General features: G+C 69.1%; 13 protein-coding genes. 5 read left to right on the forward strand and 8 right to left on the reverse strand.

Features of this window, described 5'->3' with window-relative positions; genetic code table 11:
- Positions 1 to 192: 192 nt before the first annotated feature.
- The 3 genes from QHF84_RS47365 to QHF84_RS47375 form a co-directional block, all read right to left on the reverse strand.
- A complete protein-coding gene (locus QHF84_RS47365) occupies positions 193 to 1,479 on the reverse strand; it encodes an AarF/ABC1/UbiB kinase family protein (protein ID WP_281320253.1) in 1,287 nt (428 codons plus the stop codon).
- Positions 1,480 to 1,513: 34 nt separating this feature from the next.
- Positions 1,514 to 2,110 carry a TIGR00730 family Rossman fold protein gene (locus tag QHF84_RS47370; RefSeq protein WP_281320254.1) on the reverse strand — a complete coding sequence of 199 codons (597 nt, stop codon included), beginning with the start codon at positions 2,108 to 2,110 and terminating at the stop codon, positions 1,514 to 1,516.
- 81 nt (positions 2,111 to 2,191) lie between these two features.
- Positions 2,192 to 3,544 carry a pectin acetylesterase-family hydrolase gene (locus QHF84_RS47375; protein WP_281320255.1) on the reverse strand — a complete coding sequence of 451 codons (1,353 nt, stop codon included), beginning with the start codon at positions 3,542 to 3,544 and terminating at the stop codon, positions 2,192 to 2,194.
- A gap of 175 nt (positions 3,545 to 3,719) precedes the next feature.
- Between QHF84_RS47375 and QHF84_RS47380 the strand changes: the two genes are divergently transcribed.
- The 3 genes from QHF84_RS47380 to QHF84_RS47390 all read left to right on the forward strand — a co-directional run bounded on the left by QHF84_RS47380 (position 3,720) and on the right by QHF84_RS47390 (position 9,608).
- A complete protein-coding gene (locus QHF84_RS47380) occupies positions 3,720 to 5,426 on the forward strand; it encodes a hypothetical protein (RefSeq protein ID WP_281320256.1) in 1,707 nt (568 codons plus the stop codon).
- Positions 5,423 to 7,534, forward strand: coding sequence for an SWIM zinc finger family protein (locus QHF84_RS47385; RefSeq protein WP_281320257.1), 2,112 nt, complete (start codon positions 5,423 to 5,425; stop codon positions 7,532 to 7,534). The genes QHF84_RS47380 and QHF84_RS47385 overlap by 4 nt, the downstream gene beginning before the upstream one ends.
- Positions 7,535 to 7,889: 355 nt before the next feature.
- Positions 7,890 to 9,608 carry a reverse transcriptase domain-containing protein gene (locus tag QHF84_RS47390; RefSeq protein WP_281320258.1) on the forward strand — a complete coding sequence of 573 codons (1,719 nt, stop codon included), beginning with the start codon at positions 7,890 to 7,892 and terminating at the stop codon, positions 9,606 to 9,608.
- Between the two features lie 173 nt (positions 9,609 to 9,781).
- On the opposite strand, the gene QHF84_RS47395 is transcribed toward QHF84_RS47390, so the two are convergent.
- Complete coding sequence (locus QHF84_RS47395; RefSeq protein WP_281320259.1) at positions 9,782 to 11,404, reverse strand: L,D-transpeptidase; 1,623 nt, start codon at positions 11,402 to 11,404, stop codon at positions 9,782 to 9,784.
- A 158-nt stretch (positions 11,405 to 11,562) separates the two neighbouring features.
- On the opposite strand from QHF84_RS47395, the gene QHF84_RS47400 reads away from it, so the two are divergent.
- Entirely contained in the window at positions 11,563 to 13,053 is a 1,491-nt protein-coding gene (locus QHF84_RS47400; RefSeq protein ID WP_281320260.1) for a hypothetical protein, read from the forward strand.
- A 9-nt stretch (positions 13,054 to 13,062) separates the two neighbouring features.
- Positions 13,063 to 14,199: an acyl-CoA dehydrogenase family protein gene (locus QHF84_RS47405; protein WP_281320261.1), complete on the forward strand. Its 1,137-nt coding sequence runs from the start codon at positions 13,063 to 13,065 to the stop codon at positions 14,197 to 14,199.
- A gap of 43 nt (positions 14,200 to 14,242) precedes the next feature.
- Here the strand turns inward: QHF84_RS47405 and QHF84_RS47410 are convergent, their stop codons facing one another.
- From QHF84_RS47410 to QHF84_RS47425, 4 genes are all read right to left on the reverse strand, one after another.
- The gene (locus QHF84_RS47410) at positions 14,243 to 14,407 is read right to left on the reverse strand and encodes a hypothetical protein (RefSeq protein WP_281320262.1); all 165 of its coding nucleotides are present in this window, start codon (positions 14,405 to 14,407) and stop codon (positions 14,243 to 14,245) included.
- A gap of 71 nt (positions 14,408 to 14,478) precedes the next feature.
- Positions 14,479 to 15,234 carry an AgmX/PglI C-terminal domain-containing protein gene (locus tag QHF84_RS47415; protein ID WP_281320263.1) on the reverse strand — a complete coding sequence of 252 codons (756 nt, stop codon included), beginning with the start codon at positions 15,232 to 15,234 and terminating at the stop codon, positions 14,479 to 14,481.
- Positions 15,231 to 16,358: an acyl-CoA dehydrogenase family protein gene (locus QHF84_RS47420; RefSeq protein WP_281320264.1), complete on the reverse strand. Its 1,128-nt coding sequence runs from the start codon at positions 16,356 to 16,358 to the stop codon at positions 15,231 to 15,233. Before QHF84_RS47420 ends, QHF84_RS47415 begins: the two co-directional genes overlap by 4 nt.
- 36 nt (positions 16,359 to 16,394) lie before the next feature.
- Positions 16,395 to 17,357, reverse strand: a complete 963-nt coding sequence (locus QHF84_RS47425) for a hypothetical protein (protein ID WP_281320265.1) — start codon at positions 17,355 to 17,357, stop codon at positions 16,395 to 16,397.
- Between the last annotated feature and the right edge of the window lie 31 nt (positions 17,358 to 17,388).

The following is a 17,388-nucleotide window of genomic DNA, read 5'->3' on the forward strand; positions in this document are numbered from 1 at the left end:
CAGCCAAGACCACTTCACCTGGCAACGCCGTCTTTGGTCTTGCCACCGGCCTGTGGGAAGAACTGCGCATCGCGCAGTTCTTCCCCAAAAGGTCCAGCGCTTGCGCTGGTTCGGGTCGAGGGGCGAACAGCCCCCGCGGGGTCCGGGGCGGCGCCCCGGCGCGGCGGCTTGCGATGAGACCAATGCTCAGCTTCAGGCGAGCCCTGCCTCCCGCAGGAACGCCTCCTCCACGGCCGCGTAATCGATCGCCACGTCGAGGCGGGCGAGGACCGAATAGAAGCCGAACTGCAGCCGGTTCATGAAGAGCATGCCGGGCGGGAGCTGCACGAAATTGCCGTCCTTCTTGAGCAGCACCTCGTTTTTCATGTCCCGGATGCCGTCGACCAAGCTCGCCGCGTACGACCGCGTGATGCGGAACGGCGAGGCGAAGATCGGCTCGAAGCAGCGCCGCGAGTACGCGACCGCCATTCGCTCGTAGACCCCGCCCTCGGTGAGGAGGATCTTCGCGGCGATCTCGCCGAAGGCCGGTTCGTCGCGGCGCAATGCGGCGAGGTGGAGCTCCCGCGCGAGCGTGAGCCGATCTCCCTCGATGGGCTGCACGCAGCCGAAATCGAGGAAGATGATCGAGCCGTCGTCCTGGAAGAGGTAATTGCCGGGGTGCGGGTCGGCGTTGAACATGCCGCCGACGAGGTTGCCCTTGAAGACGAACCGCCAGAGCGTGTCGGCGTATTTCTCCCGGATTGCGAGGTCCGCCTCGCAGGCCTCTTCCAGGGTTTTTCCCCGCACGAGCTCGCTCGTGAGCACGCGCTTGCTCGACCGCTCGGTGATGACCTCCGGAATGCGGATCGCCGGGTCGTCGCGGTGCAGCGCCGTGAACGCCCGCTGCCTCCGGGCTTCGAGCTCGTAATCGAGCTCCTCGGTGAAGCGCGCCCGCAGCTCGGCGAGCACGGCCTTCGGTTCGAGGCGCTTCGGCCCGAGCATGGCGACCATGCCGCCGAGGGCGTCGGCATTCTCGAGGTCGCTCTCGACGGCCTTCTCGATGCCGGGGTGCTGCACCTTCACGGCGACCTCGCGGCCGCTTTCGAGCCGCGCGCGATGCACCTGGCCGATCGAGGCGCTCGCGAACGGCTGCTCGTCCCATTCGGCGAAGAGCGCGTCGATCGGCGCCCCGAGCTCCTCCTCGACCCGGGCGCGGATGGCCGCTGGGGACGAGGTCGGCGCCGCATTGCGCAGCTTGCGCATGGCCGTCTCGTAGGCCTCGCGTTGCGCCTCGGGGACCATGCCGTCGACGTAGCTCGCCATCTGGCCGGCTTTCGCGGCGAGCCCGCGCAACGTGCCGAGCATCTCCGCGGCCTTGTTCGCGGCCGTGTCCGCCGCCGACGTGCCGCGGATCAGGCTCGCGCCCGTGCGCGCCCCGACCGCGGCCAGCCGCGCGAGCCTTCCGAGGCGTCCTTCCGGGATCTTGCGTTCGTCGGTCATCGGGGCGGGGATGTGGGGATTGAGCGGGCTCGGTTCAAGGTTTGTCGATCCACCGACCGATATCGGGGATCTGGAGCTTCGAGAGGCGGTCGAGGAGCGCGTCCATCGAATCGGCCGACGCGCAGAGCGGGCGGTGAATGGGGCGGATGAAGCCCTCGGTCATCGCGTGATCGAGGAACGCGACGAGGTGGTCGTAGTAGCCGCGCACGTTGAGCAGGCCGACGGGCTTTTTGTGGTAGTTGAGCTGCGACCAGGTCACGACCTCGAAGACCTCTTCGAGCGTGCCCCAGCCGCCGGGGAGGGCGACGAAGGCGTCGGCCATCGAGGCCATCATGGTCTTGCGGGCGTGCATGCTGTCGACGACGAAGAGCTCCGTGAGGCCCTCGTGCGCGAGCTCGCGGGTCTTGAGCTTCTCGGGGATGACGCCGTAGACCCTGCCGCCTTTCATGAGCGCGCCTTCGGCGACGGCGCCCATCATGCCGACGCGGCCGCCGCCGTAGACGAGATCGATGCCGCGCTCGGCGAGGAAAGCGCCGGCCGCGCGGGCGGCGTCGAGGTAATGAGTCCCGACGCCGCCGGAGGACCCGCAGTAGACCGCGACGCGGCGGAAATGGGTGCGCGTGCTGTTCATGCGCGGAACATAGTCCAGGGCGCCGCGCCTGGCACCCGGAAAATTCGGTAAGAGCGGAAAGTTGATCCGCCTGCCGTTTCGTTACGGTCCGATGTGGGTGGCGCCCGCGCCGTCGACGATGCCCTTCACCCAGCCGGTCAATGCCGTCCCCTCGACGTTGGTGTTGTAATAACCATTGCCGCCGAGGTAGGTGTGGGTCGTGGAACTCACGAAATAGCTGCTCCACGCGGGCGATTGCTTGAGGAAGCTCTCGCGGATCTCTTCGAGGCCCGCCGCGTATTCGGTGCCGCTGAGCGACGTCGGGAAGAGGCCGTCGATGTTCTGGCAGTTGTTTTTCCCGTAGCCGTAGAACTGCGAGATCGTGCCATCCTTGTCGGACGAGAGCAGCCCGAGCGAGGCGTCGGGGTATTTTTCTCCGAGGAGCTTCCATGCATTGGCGAGGCCGCCGCCGTTCGGGAGCGTGCATTCGACGCAGTCGGCGGGCAGCGTGGCGGGGAAGTTGTAGAGCTCGCGCCAGCGCTGCTGGAGGCAAGGCGTCATGTAGGTGTCGCTCATCGGGGGGCCCGAGTCGTCGATCAGCGCGACGGGCGTGGGGCAGAAGGCCTGCGCCACGCGATCGTAATTGTAGAAAGCGCCGAATCCGCCCGCGCTCACGCCCGTGAGCAGGACCTCGGTCACGCCCTTGAACGTGGGGATGATGCGCTTCAGGTAATGGCCGATGTTCGCGTACCCGACGAACTGCTGGCCCTTCGGGGACAGCCCGCCCGGCACGTCGGCGCCCGGGTTGTTGCCGGCGTGCACGTCGCCCGTGCAATAGGGGACGTAGACGAAGCTCCAGTCCTTCACGGAATTCGCGGCGTCTGCGCTGAAGATGCCGTTTTTCCCGCCGTTGTTCTTCCAGTTGTCGAAGTTGTTCTGCCCGTAGGAGCTCGGGTTCAAGTTGCACGTCGTGCCGTTGAAGCACGCGCCGCCGCCCTCGAGGAAGATGACGAGCTTCGTCGATTCCGGGTTGATGCGGACGCCGAAGCCCGTGGAGCTGCCGTTCCGGCATTTCGCCTCGGGGACCGGCACCCACGTCCATTGCCCGGCCTGCGCATCCACGGGCTCGCCGTCGAACGGCCCCTCGGGCGCGCACGCGGGCCCGCCACCGCCGGAGCCGCCATTTCCGGAGCCGCCGGCGCCGCCATTTCCGCCGGCCCCGGCGCCGCCCGCGCCGCCCATTCCGCCGTCCCCGCCCGTGCCGCCCATTCCGCCGGCACTGGCGCCGCCGTCACCGCCGGCGCCGCCTCCGCCGCCGACCGACGTGCCGCTGCTCGAGCTCGACGTGCTCGTGAAGAGTTGATCGGTATCACCCCCGCCACCGCAGCCAGCCGCGGCGAGGAGCGAGACGAGGGGAATGGCAAGCGTACCAGGCGAGAATCGAAGCGCTCTCATGGAGACACCGTAAAGGATCGGTCGCGCGCGCTCAACGCGGATCGTGGACGAACCGTTCGGGTGAAAGATTGGAAGCGGGGGTGGAAATGGTCGGAGGTCGTCGAAGGGCGTGGGGGTGCGAAAGACGTGCCCCTTGACCACGCGCGTCCCTCTTGCCTATCGTCTCGACCTTCGCATGGCGAACGCGCGCACGCGGGCCGGATCGAACCTTCTCCTCGACGAGCACTGGGAGGCGGGCGACGACCGTTACGTCGACGAGGTCCTCTCGCTCACGGCCGGCAAGAAGCTCAAATCTCTCGCCGATCGGTGGATGAAGGACAGCCGTCCCTTCGCGCGCCGCACGCTCGTCGCGTACATCGCCGACGGCTGCGACAGGCCGCACCACCGGCCGCTCGTGAAGAGCCTCTTCAAGCTCGCCGAGAAGGCGCACGACGACGAGCTCGTCGGCCACTTCATGGTCGCCTTCGACAGGCTCGTCGAGCGCAAGCTCGTGGAGAAGCAGCGCTACGACTGGTCGAGCCGGCAGAGCCTGAAGGTGCGCACGCTCGTGGGCACGGGCAAACACCCGTCCCGCTTCTGGGGCCGCAACGACAGCGCGCCGCACTTCTCGAAGGCCACGCGCAACTACCTGCGCCGCCGCGTCCTGCGCTACTTCCGCGACGTCGGGCGCAAGGATCCCGTCCGGTACGGCGAGGCGATCCGCAAGGCGCTCGTGCTCTACCGCGACGATCACCTGGACAAACCGGAGCGCCTGCTCGACGCCTGGAGCCTGCTCCACGTGCTCTACCACGGCTCGCCCGCGCTCGATCGGCAGGCGGACGGCATCCGCGTGGCGAAGGGCCATTCGCTCGCGGAGCTCGAGCCCGCGCCGCTCTGGCCCGAGGCGTGGAAGGGCTGCTTCGAGGGCGTGCTCGCGCTCGTGACGACCGCGAAGAGCCGCACGGTGCGCGTGTTCGCGGTGGAGATGCTCAAGGCGAACTACACGCGCGAGCTCGGCAAGCTCACGATGGCGCGCCTGCGCCCGCTCATCGCGAGCCCGAACGAGGAGGTGCAGATCTTCGCGGCGGACCTCCTGCGCACGGCCGAGGGCATCTCGAGCCTCACCGTGGCCGAGTGGCTGGAGCTGCTCCAGATCGACAACCCCACGGCGCTCGGCTTCCTCTGCGAGGCGATCAAGAAGCACGTCTCGCCGGCGCGGCTCACGCTCGATCAGTGCGTGGACCTCGCGTGCTCGCCGGTCGCGCCCGTCGCCGAGCTCGGGCTCGACTGGGCCATGACGAAGAAGGCGACCGGGATCAAGACGATCGAGTCGATCCTGCGGCTCGCCTCGGCGCGCGCGCCGCGCGTGCGCGAGGCCGCGGCGAAGTGGATCGTGTCGATCCTTTCGACCTCCAAGGATGCGCGCATGACGCACGTCCGGGATCTCGTGGACGCGCGGTTCGACGACGTGCGGCGCGAGGCCCTCCAGCTCTTCGAGCGTGACGTGCGCTTCAAGGACGATCCGGCGCTCTGGTCGGCGCTCGCGGAGAGCCCGTACGACGACGTGCGCGCGTTCCTGCTCGCGCACCTCGTGCAGCGCGAGAAGGCGCTCGGGCCGGCGACGCTCGAGCGGATCTGGGCGACGACGATCCTCGCGGTGCACCGCGGTTCGAAGCAGAAGCGCACGGCGCTCTCGCAGATCGCGGCGCGTATCGTGGCGCAACCGGCCGAGGCCGAGTCGCTCGTGGGGCTCTTCGGGTATGCGCTTCGCAGCGTGCGGCCGCCGGAGCGGCGCGCGGCGCTCGCGGCCGTCTCGCGCGCGGCTTTCCAGGCTCCCGCGCTTCGCAGCGCGATCGGGCGCAAATTGCCGGAGCTTTCGCTCTTCCAGGAGGAGAGGGCGTGAACGTCGATCTCCGTTATCTGGGCAAGAGCGGCGTGCTCGGGGCGGCGCAGAGCCTGCTCGTGCGTTTTTCCCCGAACCTCGCGCGGCCGAAGACCTTCTTCGACGCCGAGCTCAAGGACGCGATCCGCTTCCGCGAGGCGATGAGCGCGCTGCACGACGTGGTCGTCGGCGATCTCAAGTTCCGCAAGAAGGACAAGACCGCGTACCAGGCGTGGAAAAAGGCCGAAGAAGAGCGCGAAGCCGAGATCAAGGCGCAGCTCTTCGATCAGGCCAAGCGCGCCGAGCTCGCGCGGCTCGCGAAGGAGCCGATCCCGCCGAACCTCGACAGCGACTTCCGCAAGATGCATCGCCTCTACTGGGACGCGCGCGTCAAGTGGGCGAACGAGCTCGCGCGGAACGATCCGGAGCTTTTCCGCCACCTCGTGCCGTGTGATCCGGTCGTCACCGTCGCGCCCGACGTGGTCTTTTTCGAGTGTTTTTCCAAGGACGAGTCGAGCTACGGCTGTTTGTCCGTGGACCGCGACTCGTTCGTGGGCTCGCAGGAGGCGGGGCTCGGCACGACGAACGTCGACTACTCGATCGCGCTTTACGAGCACTTCCAGACGCTGCGGAGCTACAGGAAGACGCGCCTGTCCGTGGATCCGGCCGGCTTCGACGTGAAGGTCGAGGGCATGGCGGACTACCGCGAGGAGAAGATCGATCTGCCGCCCTCGTGGCTGCGCGGATTCGGCCAGATCCAGGCCTCGACGTGCTTGCCGAGCCGCCGCGTGGATCTGCCCGTCGAGGTCGTGTACGCGATCCTCGCGCACTTGAAGCGCCATCGTGAGAAGAGCGGGCCGCGCAGCATCCGGTTCGTGCTCACGCCGGGCAAGGCGCCGAAGATCATCCTCGATCCGTGGGGGATCGAGATCCTGTCGCGCGGGCCGGTCTACGACGGCGGGCTCGAGATCGGCGGCAGCGGCGCGGGCGGCAAGCTGGGCCCGTATCGCTCGGCGCCGGCCATGGGCCGCGAGATCACCGAGGAGGTCAAGATCTGGGGCCGGCGGCGGCTCTTCGCGCTCGCGCGCGTCCTGCCGCTCACGGAGCGCGTCGAGGTGCGGCTGCTCGGCTCGGGTTTGCCGAGCATCTGGATCGCGCACATGGGCGACATGCGGCTCGTGCTCGCGCTGAGCGGTTGGACCACCAACGATTGGACGAGCGGCTCGGGGCTCGACCTGCTCGCGGGCGCGCACGACCCGGATGCGCGCACGATCCTGCAGGCGGATCGGTTCCTCCAGAACGAGCAACGCGCGACCTTGCCTGCGATCGCCGCGGCGACGGGTGCGTCCGAGGAGAGCCTCGTGCCCGCGCTGCACACGCTCGCGAAGCGCGGGCAGCTCATCTACGACCACGCCGATCGCGTGTATCGCTACCGGCAGGTCATGCCCGCCGTGCTGAGCGAGGCGCTCATCGGGCCGGAGCATCCGGAGCTCGTCGAGGGCCGCGCGATGGCGCGGGGCAATGCCGTGACGATCGATCGGGACGAGCTGCTCTCGGATGGTCGGCGCGCCGTCGTCGGCAAGGCGAAGGGCACGAGCTGCGAGGCGATCTTCGACGAGGATCTCGCGATCAAGAAGGCGAAGTGCTCGTGCTCGTACTTCTACAAGAGTGGCCTCCGGGCCGGGCCTTGCCGGCATTTGCTCGCGCTCAAGATGGTGCTCTCGAGCCGCGCGCTGCCGCAGCCGCCGAAGCCCGAGCCCGCGCCGGAGCCGCCGAAGGCGTCGAAGTGGTCGTCGGGCGAGAGTTTTCCGATTCCGCGCGTGATCCTCGACGACATTCGTCGGGTGGCGAACCGGAAAAACACCACGGTTTCGCGGGTGCTGGAGGAGGCTTGGGACGTGGCGATGCCGCGGATTCAGGCGGAGCGATCGTGGACCACGGCGCTCGCGCTCGCGGACGCCACGCTCGCGCGCTCGCTCACGACCCGCAGCCCGGCGGACGCCGTGGAGGAGCGGCTTGCGCTCCCGCCCGACGTGCTCGCCGAGGTGAAGCGCGTCGCGGATCGGTTCCGCGCCGAGCGCGCATCCGTCCTCTGTCTGGCCTGGCTTCTGGGTAGGAAGTCGTTGTAGGAATGGTCTTGTCGTCTCGTTCGACGCGCTCGCGTCCAGCCTTGCAAGGAGGTCCGTCCGCCCGAGCCCACCATGCTGCGGCGTTCCGCCGTGGCGGAGTTCGTTCCCCCATGCGTCCCCGCGCCCGATGTTCTTTTGGCCCTAAAGCCCCCTACCAGCATCCACTCAGCGGACCCATGGGTCTGGATGCCGGTAGGGGGCCTAGGGCCTCGGTGATCGGACGTGGTCCTAGGCGAGTAGTCGGGCGGACGGGCTTCCTTGGAGGGCTGGACGGCGCGTCGAACGGTGCATCAAGGATCGCTCGCCCGAGCTTTCGGGCGACGCGCGTCGCAACCTCGATCTAACGGGAGTTGCCGTGGGCTTCTGGGACAAAGTCAAGTCCTTCATCGGCACCGGCAAACCCGGCGAGGGCGAGCCCGGGAAAAACGAGCAGGGGGACAAACCGCAAGCCGGCGCGTCGACGTCGGCGAAGACGTCCTCGACCTCGACGACGAGCGCCGCGAGCGGGAAAAACCCCGCGGTCTCGACGTTCACGGCGAGCCCCGCGGCCGCGCCCGCCGCTGCGACGCCCGACAAGAAGAAGGACAAACCGAAGCCGAAGGACCCGTACGACACGTCGGGGATCCTCGGTTTGTCGGCGGACGAGATGCGCAAGCGTGCGCTCAAGATCAACCCGTATCAGACGGCGTGGATCGGGCGCGTGGATACGATCCCGCCGCAGAGCGACGAGCGCACGGCGCTGATCGATCGGGGTCTCATCCTGCGAGGTTTGCTCACCGAGCAGCAGATCGAGGAGATCCATCGCGTCGGTGATCTCTGGCTCAAGCACCACGAGGCCGCGAGCATGGCGACCGTCGTGGCCCGCAAGAAGGCGGACGCGGCGATCGAGGAGCTTCGTCGCCAGAAGGCCGAGCGCAAGGCGGAGAAGAAGCGGCTCGCGGCCGAGCGCAAGAAGAAGCACGCGGAGGCCGTCGCCAAGCGTCGCGCCGAGGACATCATCTTCCTCGGCCGTGGTGTGTCGGGCAGCCTCGGGGATCGGCGCGCGAACGTCGAGGCGCTGCAGAAGCAGGGTTTGCCCTTGCTGTCGACGCCTGCGGAGGTCGCGAAGGCGCTCTCCGTGCCGATCCCGCGGCTGCGCTGGCTCTGCTACCACAACGACGCGGTCGAGAAGCCGCATTACGTGTACTTCGAGGTGCCGAAGCGCTCGGGGGGCACGCGCTTGCTCTCGGCGCCGCACGAGGCGCTTTCGAAGGCGCAGCACTGGATCCTTCAGAACGTGCTCGCGAAGCTCTCGGTGGAGGGCGAGGCACACGGGTTCGTGAAGGGGCGCTCCACGGTGACGAATGCGCGGGAGCACCTCGGTCGCGGGACCGTGGTGAACCTCGACCTTTCGGACTTCTTTCCGACGATCACGTTCGGGCGTGTGCGTGGGCTGTTCGAGTCGATCGGGTACTCGCCCGCGGTGGCTACGATCTTCGCGCTCATCTGCACGGAGTCGCCGCGGCGGAAGGTCGTCTATGACGGCACGACGTACTGGGTGGCCGTGGGGGAGCGTGGTTTGCCGCAGGGCGCGTGTACGAGTCCGGCGATCTCGAACCTGGTCGCGCGCAAGCTCGATCGGCGGCTTTCGGGCATGACGCGCAAGATGGGCTGGACGTACACGCGGTACGCGGACGATCTCACGTTCTCTGCGCAGAACGAGCTCGTGGACGATGGCAAGGGCGGCCAGAAGAAGGGCCGGGGCGACCTCGGGATGTTGCTCGCGCGGGTGCGGCACATCGTTCAGGAGGAGGGGTTCGCCATCAATCCGAAGAAGGGGCGGATCCAGCACGCAGGCGGGCGGCAGGAGGTCACCGGGATCGTGGTGAACGACAAGCTCGGGATGCCGCGCGAGGAGGTCCGCAAGCTACGCGCGATCCTCCACGCCGCGAAAAAGACAGGGCTCGCCGCGCAGAACCGCGAGAACATCCCCCACTTCGAGGCCTATCTGCAGGGGAAGATCGCCTACCTGAACATGGTCGACCCCGAGCGCGCCATGCAACTCGCCAAGGCGTTCCTCGAAATCCCCCGCTGATCTTTGCATCGACCGCATCGCGGTCGATGCACCAGCGGTCCAGCGCTTGCGCTGGTCCGGGTCCAGGGGTGGACAACCCTGGGGTTTGGGGCGTAGCTCGGCTTGCCGAGCGTAGCCCCATCGTTGACCAGACGGGTCCGGGGTGAAACCCCGGCGCTACGCCACCACCCGGGCTACCGCCGGATCCGCACGATCGTGCTTTGACCGAACTCTTTCACGGCGCGCATGCCGTGCCAGCCTTCGGGGACGTTGGGGTCGGTCCAGTCGAAGACCCATTTGGCGTCGATGGGCGCGAGGTTCACGCAGCCTCCGCTTTTGGGCTCGCCCCAGGCGTCGTGCCAGTAGGCGCCGTGGAGTGCGTGGGGGCCGCTGAAGTTCAGCACCCAGTTCACCTCGGCGTGCACGAGGTTCTCGTCGGAGCTCGACACCATCGTCGCTGTTCGGAATTTGCCGTCCACGCGGAAGAGGCCGACTGGCGTCGAGGCTGTTTTTAGCGGCTCGATGCCTGGGTAGGGGACGCCGCCGCGGCCTGGGGAGATCATCGTCGCGTAGACTGGGCGCAGGCCTTCGTAGGCCACGAGGGTGCCGTTCAGCACGCGCACGTCGACCCATTTGCTCTTGTTCGGGTCCTTGTCGGCGAGCCATGGCGCTTCGGTGACCGCTTCGACGATCTGTGCGTCTTCGGCGAGCACGTAGATGCCGCTTTCCTTCGTCTCGACGAAGGTTTGGCCGTCTTGCTCGATGCGCGTGCCCGTGAGGCCGACCCAGCCGAGGCGTGGGAAGGTCTCGTCGGTCTTTGCGAGCTTGCCGTCTTCGCCGCGCTTCCATTTCGGGCGTGGTTTTTGGCGGAAGAAGGCGAGTGGGAGCTTTGCTTCGTCGCCGAGCGTGACGCCGTGGAATTCGGAGCGCGGGTAGAGCTTGATGCGGTCTTTCGGGATGATCGCCTGGTCGGCTGTCAGGACGAAGGTGCGGCCGCCGGACTCGAAGGCGCGGACGAAGGCGATCGTCGAGCCGAGCTGGACGAACTTGCGGTTTTCCCGGACGAGCGGGCCGAATGGCAAAAGCTCGGGCGGGCCTTCGCCGGAGGGGGCGAGGTCCACGCCGACGAGGGCCTTGTCGATGGCGGCGACGGCGGCGGGATCTCCTGCGGCGGCGCGTGCTTTTTCGACCTTGGCCTCGTGTTTTTCGAGGTCCCATTCCGCTTCGCGTTGCTCGGCGCGCGTGGGGATGTGGTCATAACGCGGAGCGCCAATGGATTCGCCGTACTGGTAGGGCCAGGGCGAGCTCACGTCGGCGGCGTCGCGGCGCAGGATGACGATCGCGGGGTCTTTTTCGTCGATCGTCGCGGTCGCGCCTGCGCAGACGTAGCCGCGTGGCTCGACGGCGTACCAGGCGTCGCAGCCGGCATAACCTTGGATCCGCGCGGCTTCGATGCTGCCGCCTTTGAGCGGCGCGGAGCTGCCGAGCGCGAGGTATCCGATCCAGGCGTGGCTCGCGCCGGGCTGGGGGTGGATCCAGGCGAAACGCCCCTTCGACCAGATGCGTGGTGCCGCGGGCGTGGCCGCGGGAGCAGGTGTGGGCGCGGGTGCGGGCGCGGCGGCGGGCGCGGCGGCTGCGGGAGGCGCGGCCGCGGGCAGGGCCGGGGGCATGACCTCCGCGGCTGGGCTCGGGCTGGGCGCGGCCTCGGTTTTTGCGCTCGTGCAGCCTGCGAGCGTGGCGAGGGCGAGGGTGGCGAGGCTCGCACACGACGCACCGGGGACGAACGCGGAGGGCCTGGGAGCTGGGGCGCGAGGCATGGCGGGGAGCGGCGCGGGCCGCGAACGACTCCCCAGTTACGCGTTTGACGCCCGGTGTGCAAAACATTTAACCTGACGAAGGCCTCTGCGCGGGAAGGAAGAGCCATTTTCGGCAGCCTGCGCCCGGGCCGTTCGTGTCGTCGAGGAGGCGCCGTCCGATGAGCTTGGGGTACCGTTACCATGGGCGGATCGTCTTGATCGGATCGTTCGTCGCGGCGCTCTTCGCGGCGTGCGCGACGGGGACGCAACCCGGACAAACGGGGGGCAGCGCCGGTGCGGGCGGCGAGGGCGGCGGGGGCATTCCGCCGGGCCAGATCGGCGGCCTTTGCAGCGACGACACGCCTTGCGAGCAGGGGGAGTGCACGGTCGTCGGCGCGAACAAGTACTGCACCGTGCGGTGTCCGCCCGGCTGCCCCGACGGCACGTACTGCGCGCTCATCAACGGCGACTCGATCTGCGTGCCCGATCTCGGCAGCCAGTGCCTGCCGTGCACGACGGTGCTGCAATGCTTGAACCCCTCGGACGCTTGCTTGACCGCGCCCGCGGGGGATCGCTTCTGCGCGCGGGATTGCACGACCGACGGCCAGTGCCCGAACGGCTTCACGTGCCTCGAGGGCGCGAAGTATCCGCCGACGCAGGGCGGTGGCGGCGGCGGCGAGATGCCGGACGCCGGGCCTCCGGACGACGCGGGCGGCTCGGGAGATGCGGGCGACGCAGGGCCGGATGACGGGGGCACGGATGCCGGGCCGCCCAAGCCTCCGCAGGGGCAGGCCTACAAGTTCTGCGTGCCAAACGTCCCGTTCTCCTGTCCGTGCAACGAAAAGCGCGACGGGGTCGAGAAGGACTGCTCGAACTCGAACCAGTACGGCACGTGCTCGGGGTTGGAGACGTGCAACGGCGCGTCGGGCAAATTCGAGGAATGCACGGCGAAGGTCCCCGCGGCCGAGACGTGCAACGCCGAGGACGACGACTGCGACGGCATGAGCGACGAGGGCGATCCGAACGAGCTCTGCAGCTCGGAGGGCCCGGTGCCGCCGCACGCGTCGTGGGCCTGCACGCCGCAAGGCACGTGCGGGCTCGGGGCCTGCGAGCCGGGGTGGGTGAACTATCCGGCCGGCCCCGTCTCGCAGGGCTGCACGTGCCCGGTCGAGATGGGCGAGCCGAACGACCTTTGCGCGAACGCGACGCCCGCGGGCAGCGTCAGCGACACGGACGGGAGCAGCATCACGATCTCGGGCACGCTCGGCGGCTCGGGCGACGTCGACGTGTGGTCGTTCGACACCGTCGACACGGACGAGGTCACGACGAACTCGTACCACGTGAGCATCGACCTCGTGGCGCCGATGCCGAACGACGAGTTCGTGTTCGACGTGATTCGCGGCGACGCGTGCACGGACACGCCGACGGGCGGCGCCGTGGCGATCACGGCGTACGACTGGTGCGTCGACGGCAAGTCGGCCGACGGGCTCGAGGGCGAGGGGACGTGTGCGAACAACGGGTGGGCGCCCGTGCACTGCAACAACAACTCGACGAAGTACTACGTGCGCGTCCGTCGCAAGCTCGGCGCCACCGGGACGTGCACGCAGTACAACCTGCTCGTGACCGCGAAGGGCGGTGATCCTTGCGATTTCACGCAGAAGTGCCAGTAACGCGGACCCATGGACCTCGAGCCTAACGAGACCGAGGCGCTCGTCCAGCGCACGGCGCGGGACTACGCCGAGCGCGTGATCCGGCCCGTCGCGGCCGATCTCGACCGAGACAAGGACATCCCGCGAGACATCCTGCGAGGGCTCGCCGAGCTCGGCCTGATGGGCGTGAACGTGCCCGCGGCGCTCGGCGGGGCCGAGGCGGGCGTCGTGGCGTATGCGCTGGCGATGATGGAGATCGCGCGCGCTTGCGCATCGACGGCCGTGACGATGAGCGTGACGAACATGGTCGCGGAGGTGATCGCGCGGTTCGGCACGGAGGCGCAGCGCGACAAGCACGTGCCGAAGATCTGCGCGGGCGAGTACGCGGCCGGATCGTTCGCGCTGAGCGAGCCGGAGGCGGGCAGTGATCCCGGCTCGATGCGGACCGTGGCCGAGCGGACCGAGGACGGCTGGGTGCTGCGCGGGCAAAAGCAGTGGATCACGAACGGCGCGTGGGCGGGCGTGTTCGTGGTCTGGGCGCGCACGGGCGGGCCGGGGACGCGTGGGCTTTCGGCGTTCCTCGTGGAGGGCGGGACGCCGGGGCTCCGGTGCGGCCGGCCCGAGGACAAACTGGGCCTGCGCGCGTCGAACACCGTGCCGATCGAGCTCGACGACTGCAAGGTGCCGGCGGACGCGCTGCTCGGCAGCGAGGGCGAGGGCTTCAAGATCGCGATGATGGCGCTCGACGGCGGGCGCATCGGGATCGCGTCGCAGGCCGTGGGCATCGCGACGGCGGCGCTCGAGGAGGCCACGCAGTACGCGCGGGAGCGCAAGCAGTTCGGCCGGTCGATCGGCGACTACGAGGCGATCCAGTGGTCGCTCGCCGATTGCAGGACGGAGCTCGAAGCGGCGCGGGCGCTCACGCTGCGCGCGGCGTGGCTCAAGGAGAAGGGGCGCCCCTTCTCGGCCGAGGCGGCGATGGCGAAGCTCTACGCGAGCGAGGCGGCGAACCGGATCTGCCAGCGGGCGCTGCAGATCCACGGCGGTTACGGCTACGTGCGCGACTTCGCGGTGGAGCGGCACCTGCGCGACGCGCGCGTGACGACCATCTACGAGGGGACGAGCGAGATCCAGCGCATCGTGATCGCTCGAAGCGCGACGCGCTGAACGGTGGAGGGCGAACCCGCTCGAGCTCCAACGGGTTTGCCCGTCAGACGAAGATCCGGGTCAGGACGAAGACGACGACCGCGATCACGGCCCCGAAGAGCAGCGCATAGATCAGGACACGCTTCAGGATGGCGCGGAGCTTGTTCTTGAGGACCGTCTTGACGAGCTTCCAGAGGAGGCCGAGGACTTCACGGATGAGCTTCCACACGCGGAGATCCTAGCGCGGCTCTTCGCGCGGCGCCTCTTGGCCGAACACTTCTTCACGTAGCCCCGGAGGGCTCACTCCGCGACGAGGGATACCTTGCCGGCGTAACTTCCAGGCGAGGGGAAGCTCATGCCACGCAGCGCGTCGACGACACACGACGCCGCGGCGTCGCCCTTGGCATCGGCGCTCGAGACGCCGATGGCGAGGGGTTTCCCGGCGGTGTCGAGGTACATCGTGGCTTTGATCGGGCCCGCGCCTTGGCTCGCGCGGCAGGTCGCGAGCGCTTGCTTGGCCTTCGAGAGCTCCTTGCCGAGGCGATCGGGTTCGAGCGCGACGGGCGGGCGCTCGTCGGCGCTCGGATCAAAGGAGAAGCCGCCCTCGGCGAGGCCTTCCTTGCCGCCCACGGGAGAAGGCCAGCTCGCGCCGCGCAGCGCGCCCAGCATGCACGACTCGGTCTCGCGATCGCCGAGCGTCGACTCCTTGAGGTATGCGACGGTGGCCGTTCCGCCCTGCGCGATCCGGAGCGCGAACTTGATCTCGCCGCCCATGAAGGGGATGCGGCGGACGCCGTTGTGGAAGCACGCGCTGAGCTTGTCCGAGGTGCGCTGCAGGGTCGACTGCACCTTGTCTTGATCGAGCGCTCCGATCTCGGCTTCGAAGTTGGCGCCGCCGCTCCCGCCGCTCGTCGAGGAGTCCGTGCCGCCGGTGTCCGGCGGCTTGTTCGTCGTCACCTCGCCTCCGCAACCCGCGAGCGAGGCGAGCGCCGCGAGGGCGACGACGAGGATCCGAGGAGAACCAAACCCAAGGCTGATTTCGTTGCTCTTCATCATCCCTTCAACATGGTTTGCGCGATGATCGATCGCTGCGTTCCGCTGCTCTCCTCGACGAGCTCGGTGGTGCGCGCGTCGCGGAAATGACGTCCGAGGCCTTCGCTCGCGCCTCCGCCGCGCGCGCCGAGGATGTCCATGGCTCGGTGCGCGACGCGGGTCGACATCTCGGAGGCGAAGAGTTTTCCGATGGATCGCTCGGCCGAGGAAGGCGCGCCGCGATCCGCGAGGTGCGCGGCGCGCAGGACGAGCAGGCGCGCGGCCTCGATGTCGACGGCCATGTCGGCGAGCTGCGCCTGCATGCCGAGGAGGCCGGGCGTCTTCACGCGGTCCTGCGTGCGCTTCACGTGCGCCGCCGCCTTCTCGAAGGCCGCGCGTGCGATGCCGATGGCCTCCGCCCCGACGGCGATGCGCGCGTCTTCGAGCGCGGCCGCGGCGATCGATGCGCCTTCGCCGGCCACGCCGATCACGTCGGCTGCATCCACACGAACGTCGCGCGCGCGCAGCAAGGCCGCGCCCGCCGCGCGCCGGCCCACGCTGGTCTCCGCGGGCACGATCGTGAGGCCGGGGGCGCTCTTCGGGACGAGCAGCGCGACGAGGCGCGGGTCGTTCGGGGCGCGGTTCGTCGCGGCAAACACGAGGAACACGTCGGCTGCGGGGCCGAGGATCACAGGGCCGGTCTCGCCGTCGAGGACGAAGCCGCCGGCGGCGCTGGGCTCGGCGAAGAGGGAAGGGGGCTCCACGGGATCGGGCATCGCGGCCGCGCCGAGCGAGGCGCCGCGCGCGAGGGGGGCGAGGTATTTCTGCTTTTGATCGTCGCTTCCCGCGCGGACGAGCGTGCGCGCCACGAGCGCCACGTGCGTGCCCACGATCGCGGCCGAGCTCGCGCATGCCGCGGCGATCTCCTCGATGACGAGCGCGAGCGAGACGAGGTCGCCGCCCGATCCGCCGTGCGCCGCGGGGATCGTGAGGCCGAGCAGGCCGGCGTCGCCGAGCTGGCGTGCGTGGGCTTCGGGGAGGCGCGCGTCGTGATCGATCTCGGCGGCCCGCGGCGCGAGCTCACGCGCGGCGAGCGCGCGCGCGGCTTCCTGGAAACGCTTTTGCTCTTCGGTGAGGTCGAAGTCCATGGCAGATGGGGGAAACGGGGTGTTGTCGCTACGGGCTCAGAACGTGCCCAGGATCGAGGCGCCTCCGCCGTGTGGTCCGAACGAAGGGACGAGCCACGCGCGCGGCGGCTCGGAGCCGGGCTCCTTTGCCGCGGCGCGCGAGACGAAAAACAGCACGACGCCCGAGGCGAGGGCCGCGCCGCCCATGGCGAAGCCGATCGTCGAGACGACGGCCTTCGTCTGCGCGCCCTCGATGAGGGCGAATCCCTCGGCGTTGCACTTCTTCTCAGGGCAAAGGGGATCGGCCTTGCCCACGTCGCTCGACGCGAGCCCGCCGAACACCACGCCGACGCCGAGCGCGGCGATGCCCAAGCCGCCCGCGACGAACGCCGCGGTGCGTAGGCCCTTCGCGCCGGATGCGGCCGGAGGCGCGTCGACCTTCTCGACCGGCTTCGCGTTCGGATCCGCCACGAGCGCGGGCACCGAGACCGTCTTCTGGTCGGCGTCCTTGCCGACGACGATCTTCGTGGACCACGGCAAAAAGCCGGGCGCGGTTGCTTCGATCGTGTGCTCGCCGGGATCGACGGGGATGGGGTCGCCGAGGAGCGTGGCCCCGAGGGGCTCGCCGTTGCGCTTGATCACGAGGCCCGCCGCTGGTTTGTCCGCCTCGATGCGCAGGCGCGAGAGCTTCGGCGCGAGTTTGTCCGCGAACTCCTCGGCGATCTTCAGGCGATCGGTGTCGCCCGTGGCGTGGGCCAAGGTCGCGGCTTCCTTGTACCGCGCCCACGCCGTGGCGGTGCGGCCGAGCTGCTCGTTGCAGAGCGCCAGGTTGAGGAGCGCGCCCACCGAGGGATCGAGCCGCGCGCTCTCCTCGAACTTGGGGCACGCCTCCGCGGGTTTGCCCTGGTCCATGAGCTCGCGACCACGCAGGAAGGCCGCCTCGGCGATGGCCTTGTTGTCTCCGCTCTGCGCGTCCGCGCGGGCAGGCGCGAGTAGGCTCGCCACCGCGACCGTGAGCACGGCAGCGAGGATCCGCAGGCGGGCGCGGGGC

The organism is Polyangium sp. y55x31 (assembly GCF_029946505.1).
Lineage (GTDB): Bacteria > Myxococcota_A > Polyangia > Polyangiales > Polyangiaceae > Polyangium.

What these genes read in the sequence shown, in the direction of transcription:
- QHF84_RS47365 (WP_281320253.1), bottom strand. Translation starts at nt 1,479, where the DNA reads ATGACCGACGAACGCAAGATCCCGGAAGGACGCCTCGGAAGGCTCGCG.
- QHF84_RS47370 (WP_281320254.1), bottom strand. Translation starts at nt 2,110, where the DNA reads ATGAACAGCACGCGCACCCATTTCCGCCGCGTCGCGGTCTACTGCGGG.
- QHF84_RS47375 (WP_281320255.1), bottom strand. Translation starts at nt 3,544, where the DNA reads ATGAGAGCGCTTCGATTCTCGCCTGGTACGCTTGCCATTCCCCTCGTC.
- QHF84_RS47380 (WP_281320256.1), top strand. Translation starts at nt 3,720, where the DNA reads ATGGCGAACGCGCGCACGCGGGCCGGATCGAACCTTCTCCTCGACGAG.
- QHF84_RS47395 (WP_281320259.1), bottom strand. Translation starts at nt 11,404, where the DNA reads ATGCCTCGCGCCCCAGCTCCCAGGCCCTCCGCGTTCGTCCCCGGTGCG.
- QHF84_RS47400 (WP_281320260.1), top strand. Translation starts at nt 11,563, where the DNA reads ATGAGCTTGGGGTACCGTTACCATGGGCGGATCGTCTTGATCGGATCG.
- QHF84_RS47405 (WP_281320261.1), top strand. Translation starts at nt 13,063, where the DNA reads ATGGACCTCGAGCCTAACGAGACCGAGGCGCTCGTCCAGCGCACGGCG.
- QHF84_RS47415 (WP_281320263.1), bottom strand. Translation starts at nt 15,234, where the DNA reads ATGATGAAGAGCAACGAAATCAGCCTTGGGTTTGGTTCTCCTCGGATC.
- QHF84_RS47420 (WP_281320264.1), bottom strand. Translation starts at nt 16,358, where the DNA reads ATGGACTTCGACCTCACCGAAGAGCAAAAGCGTTTCCAGGAAGCCGCG.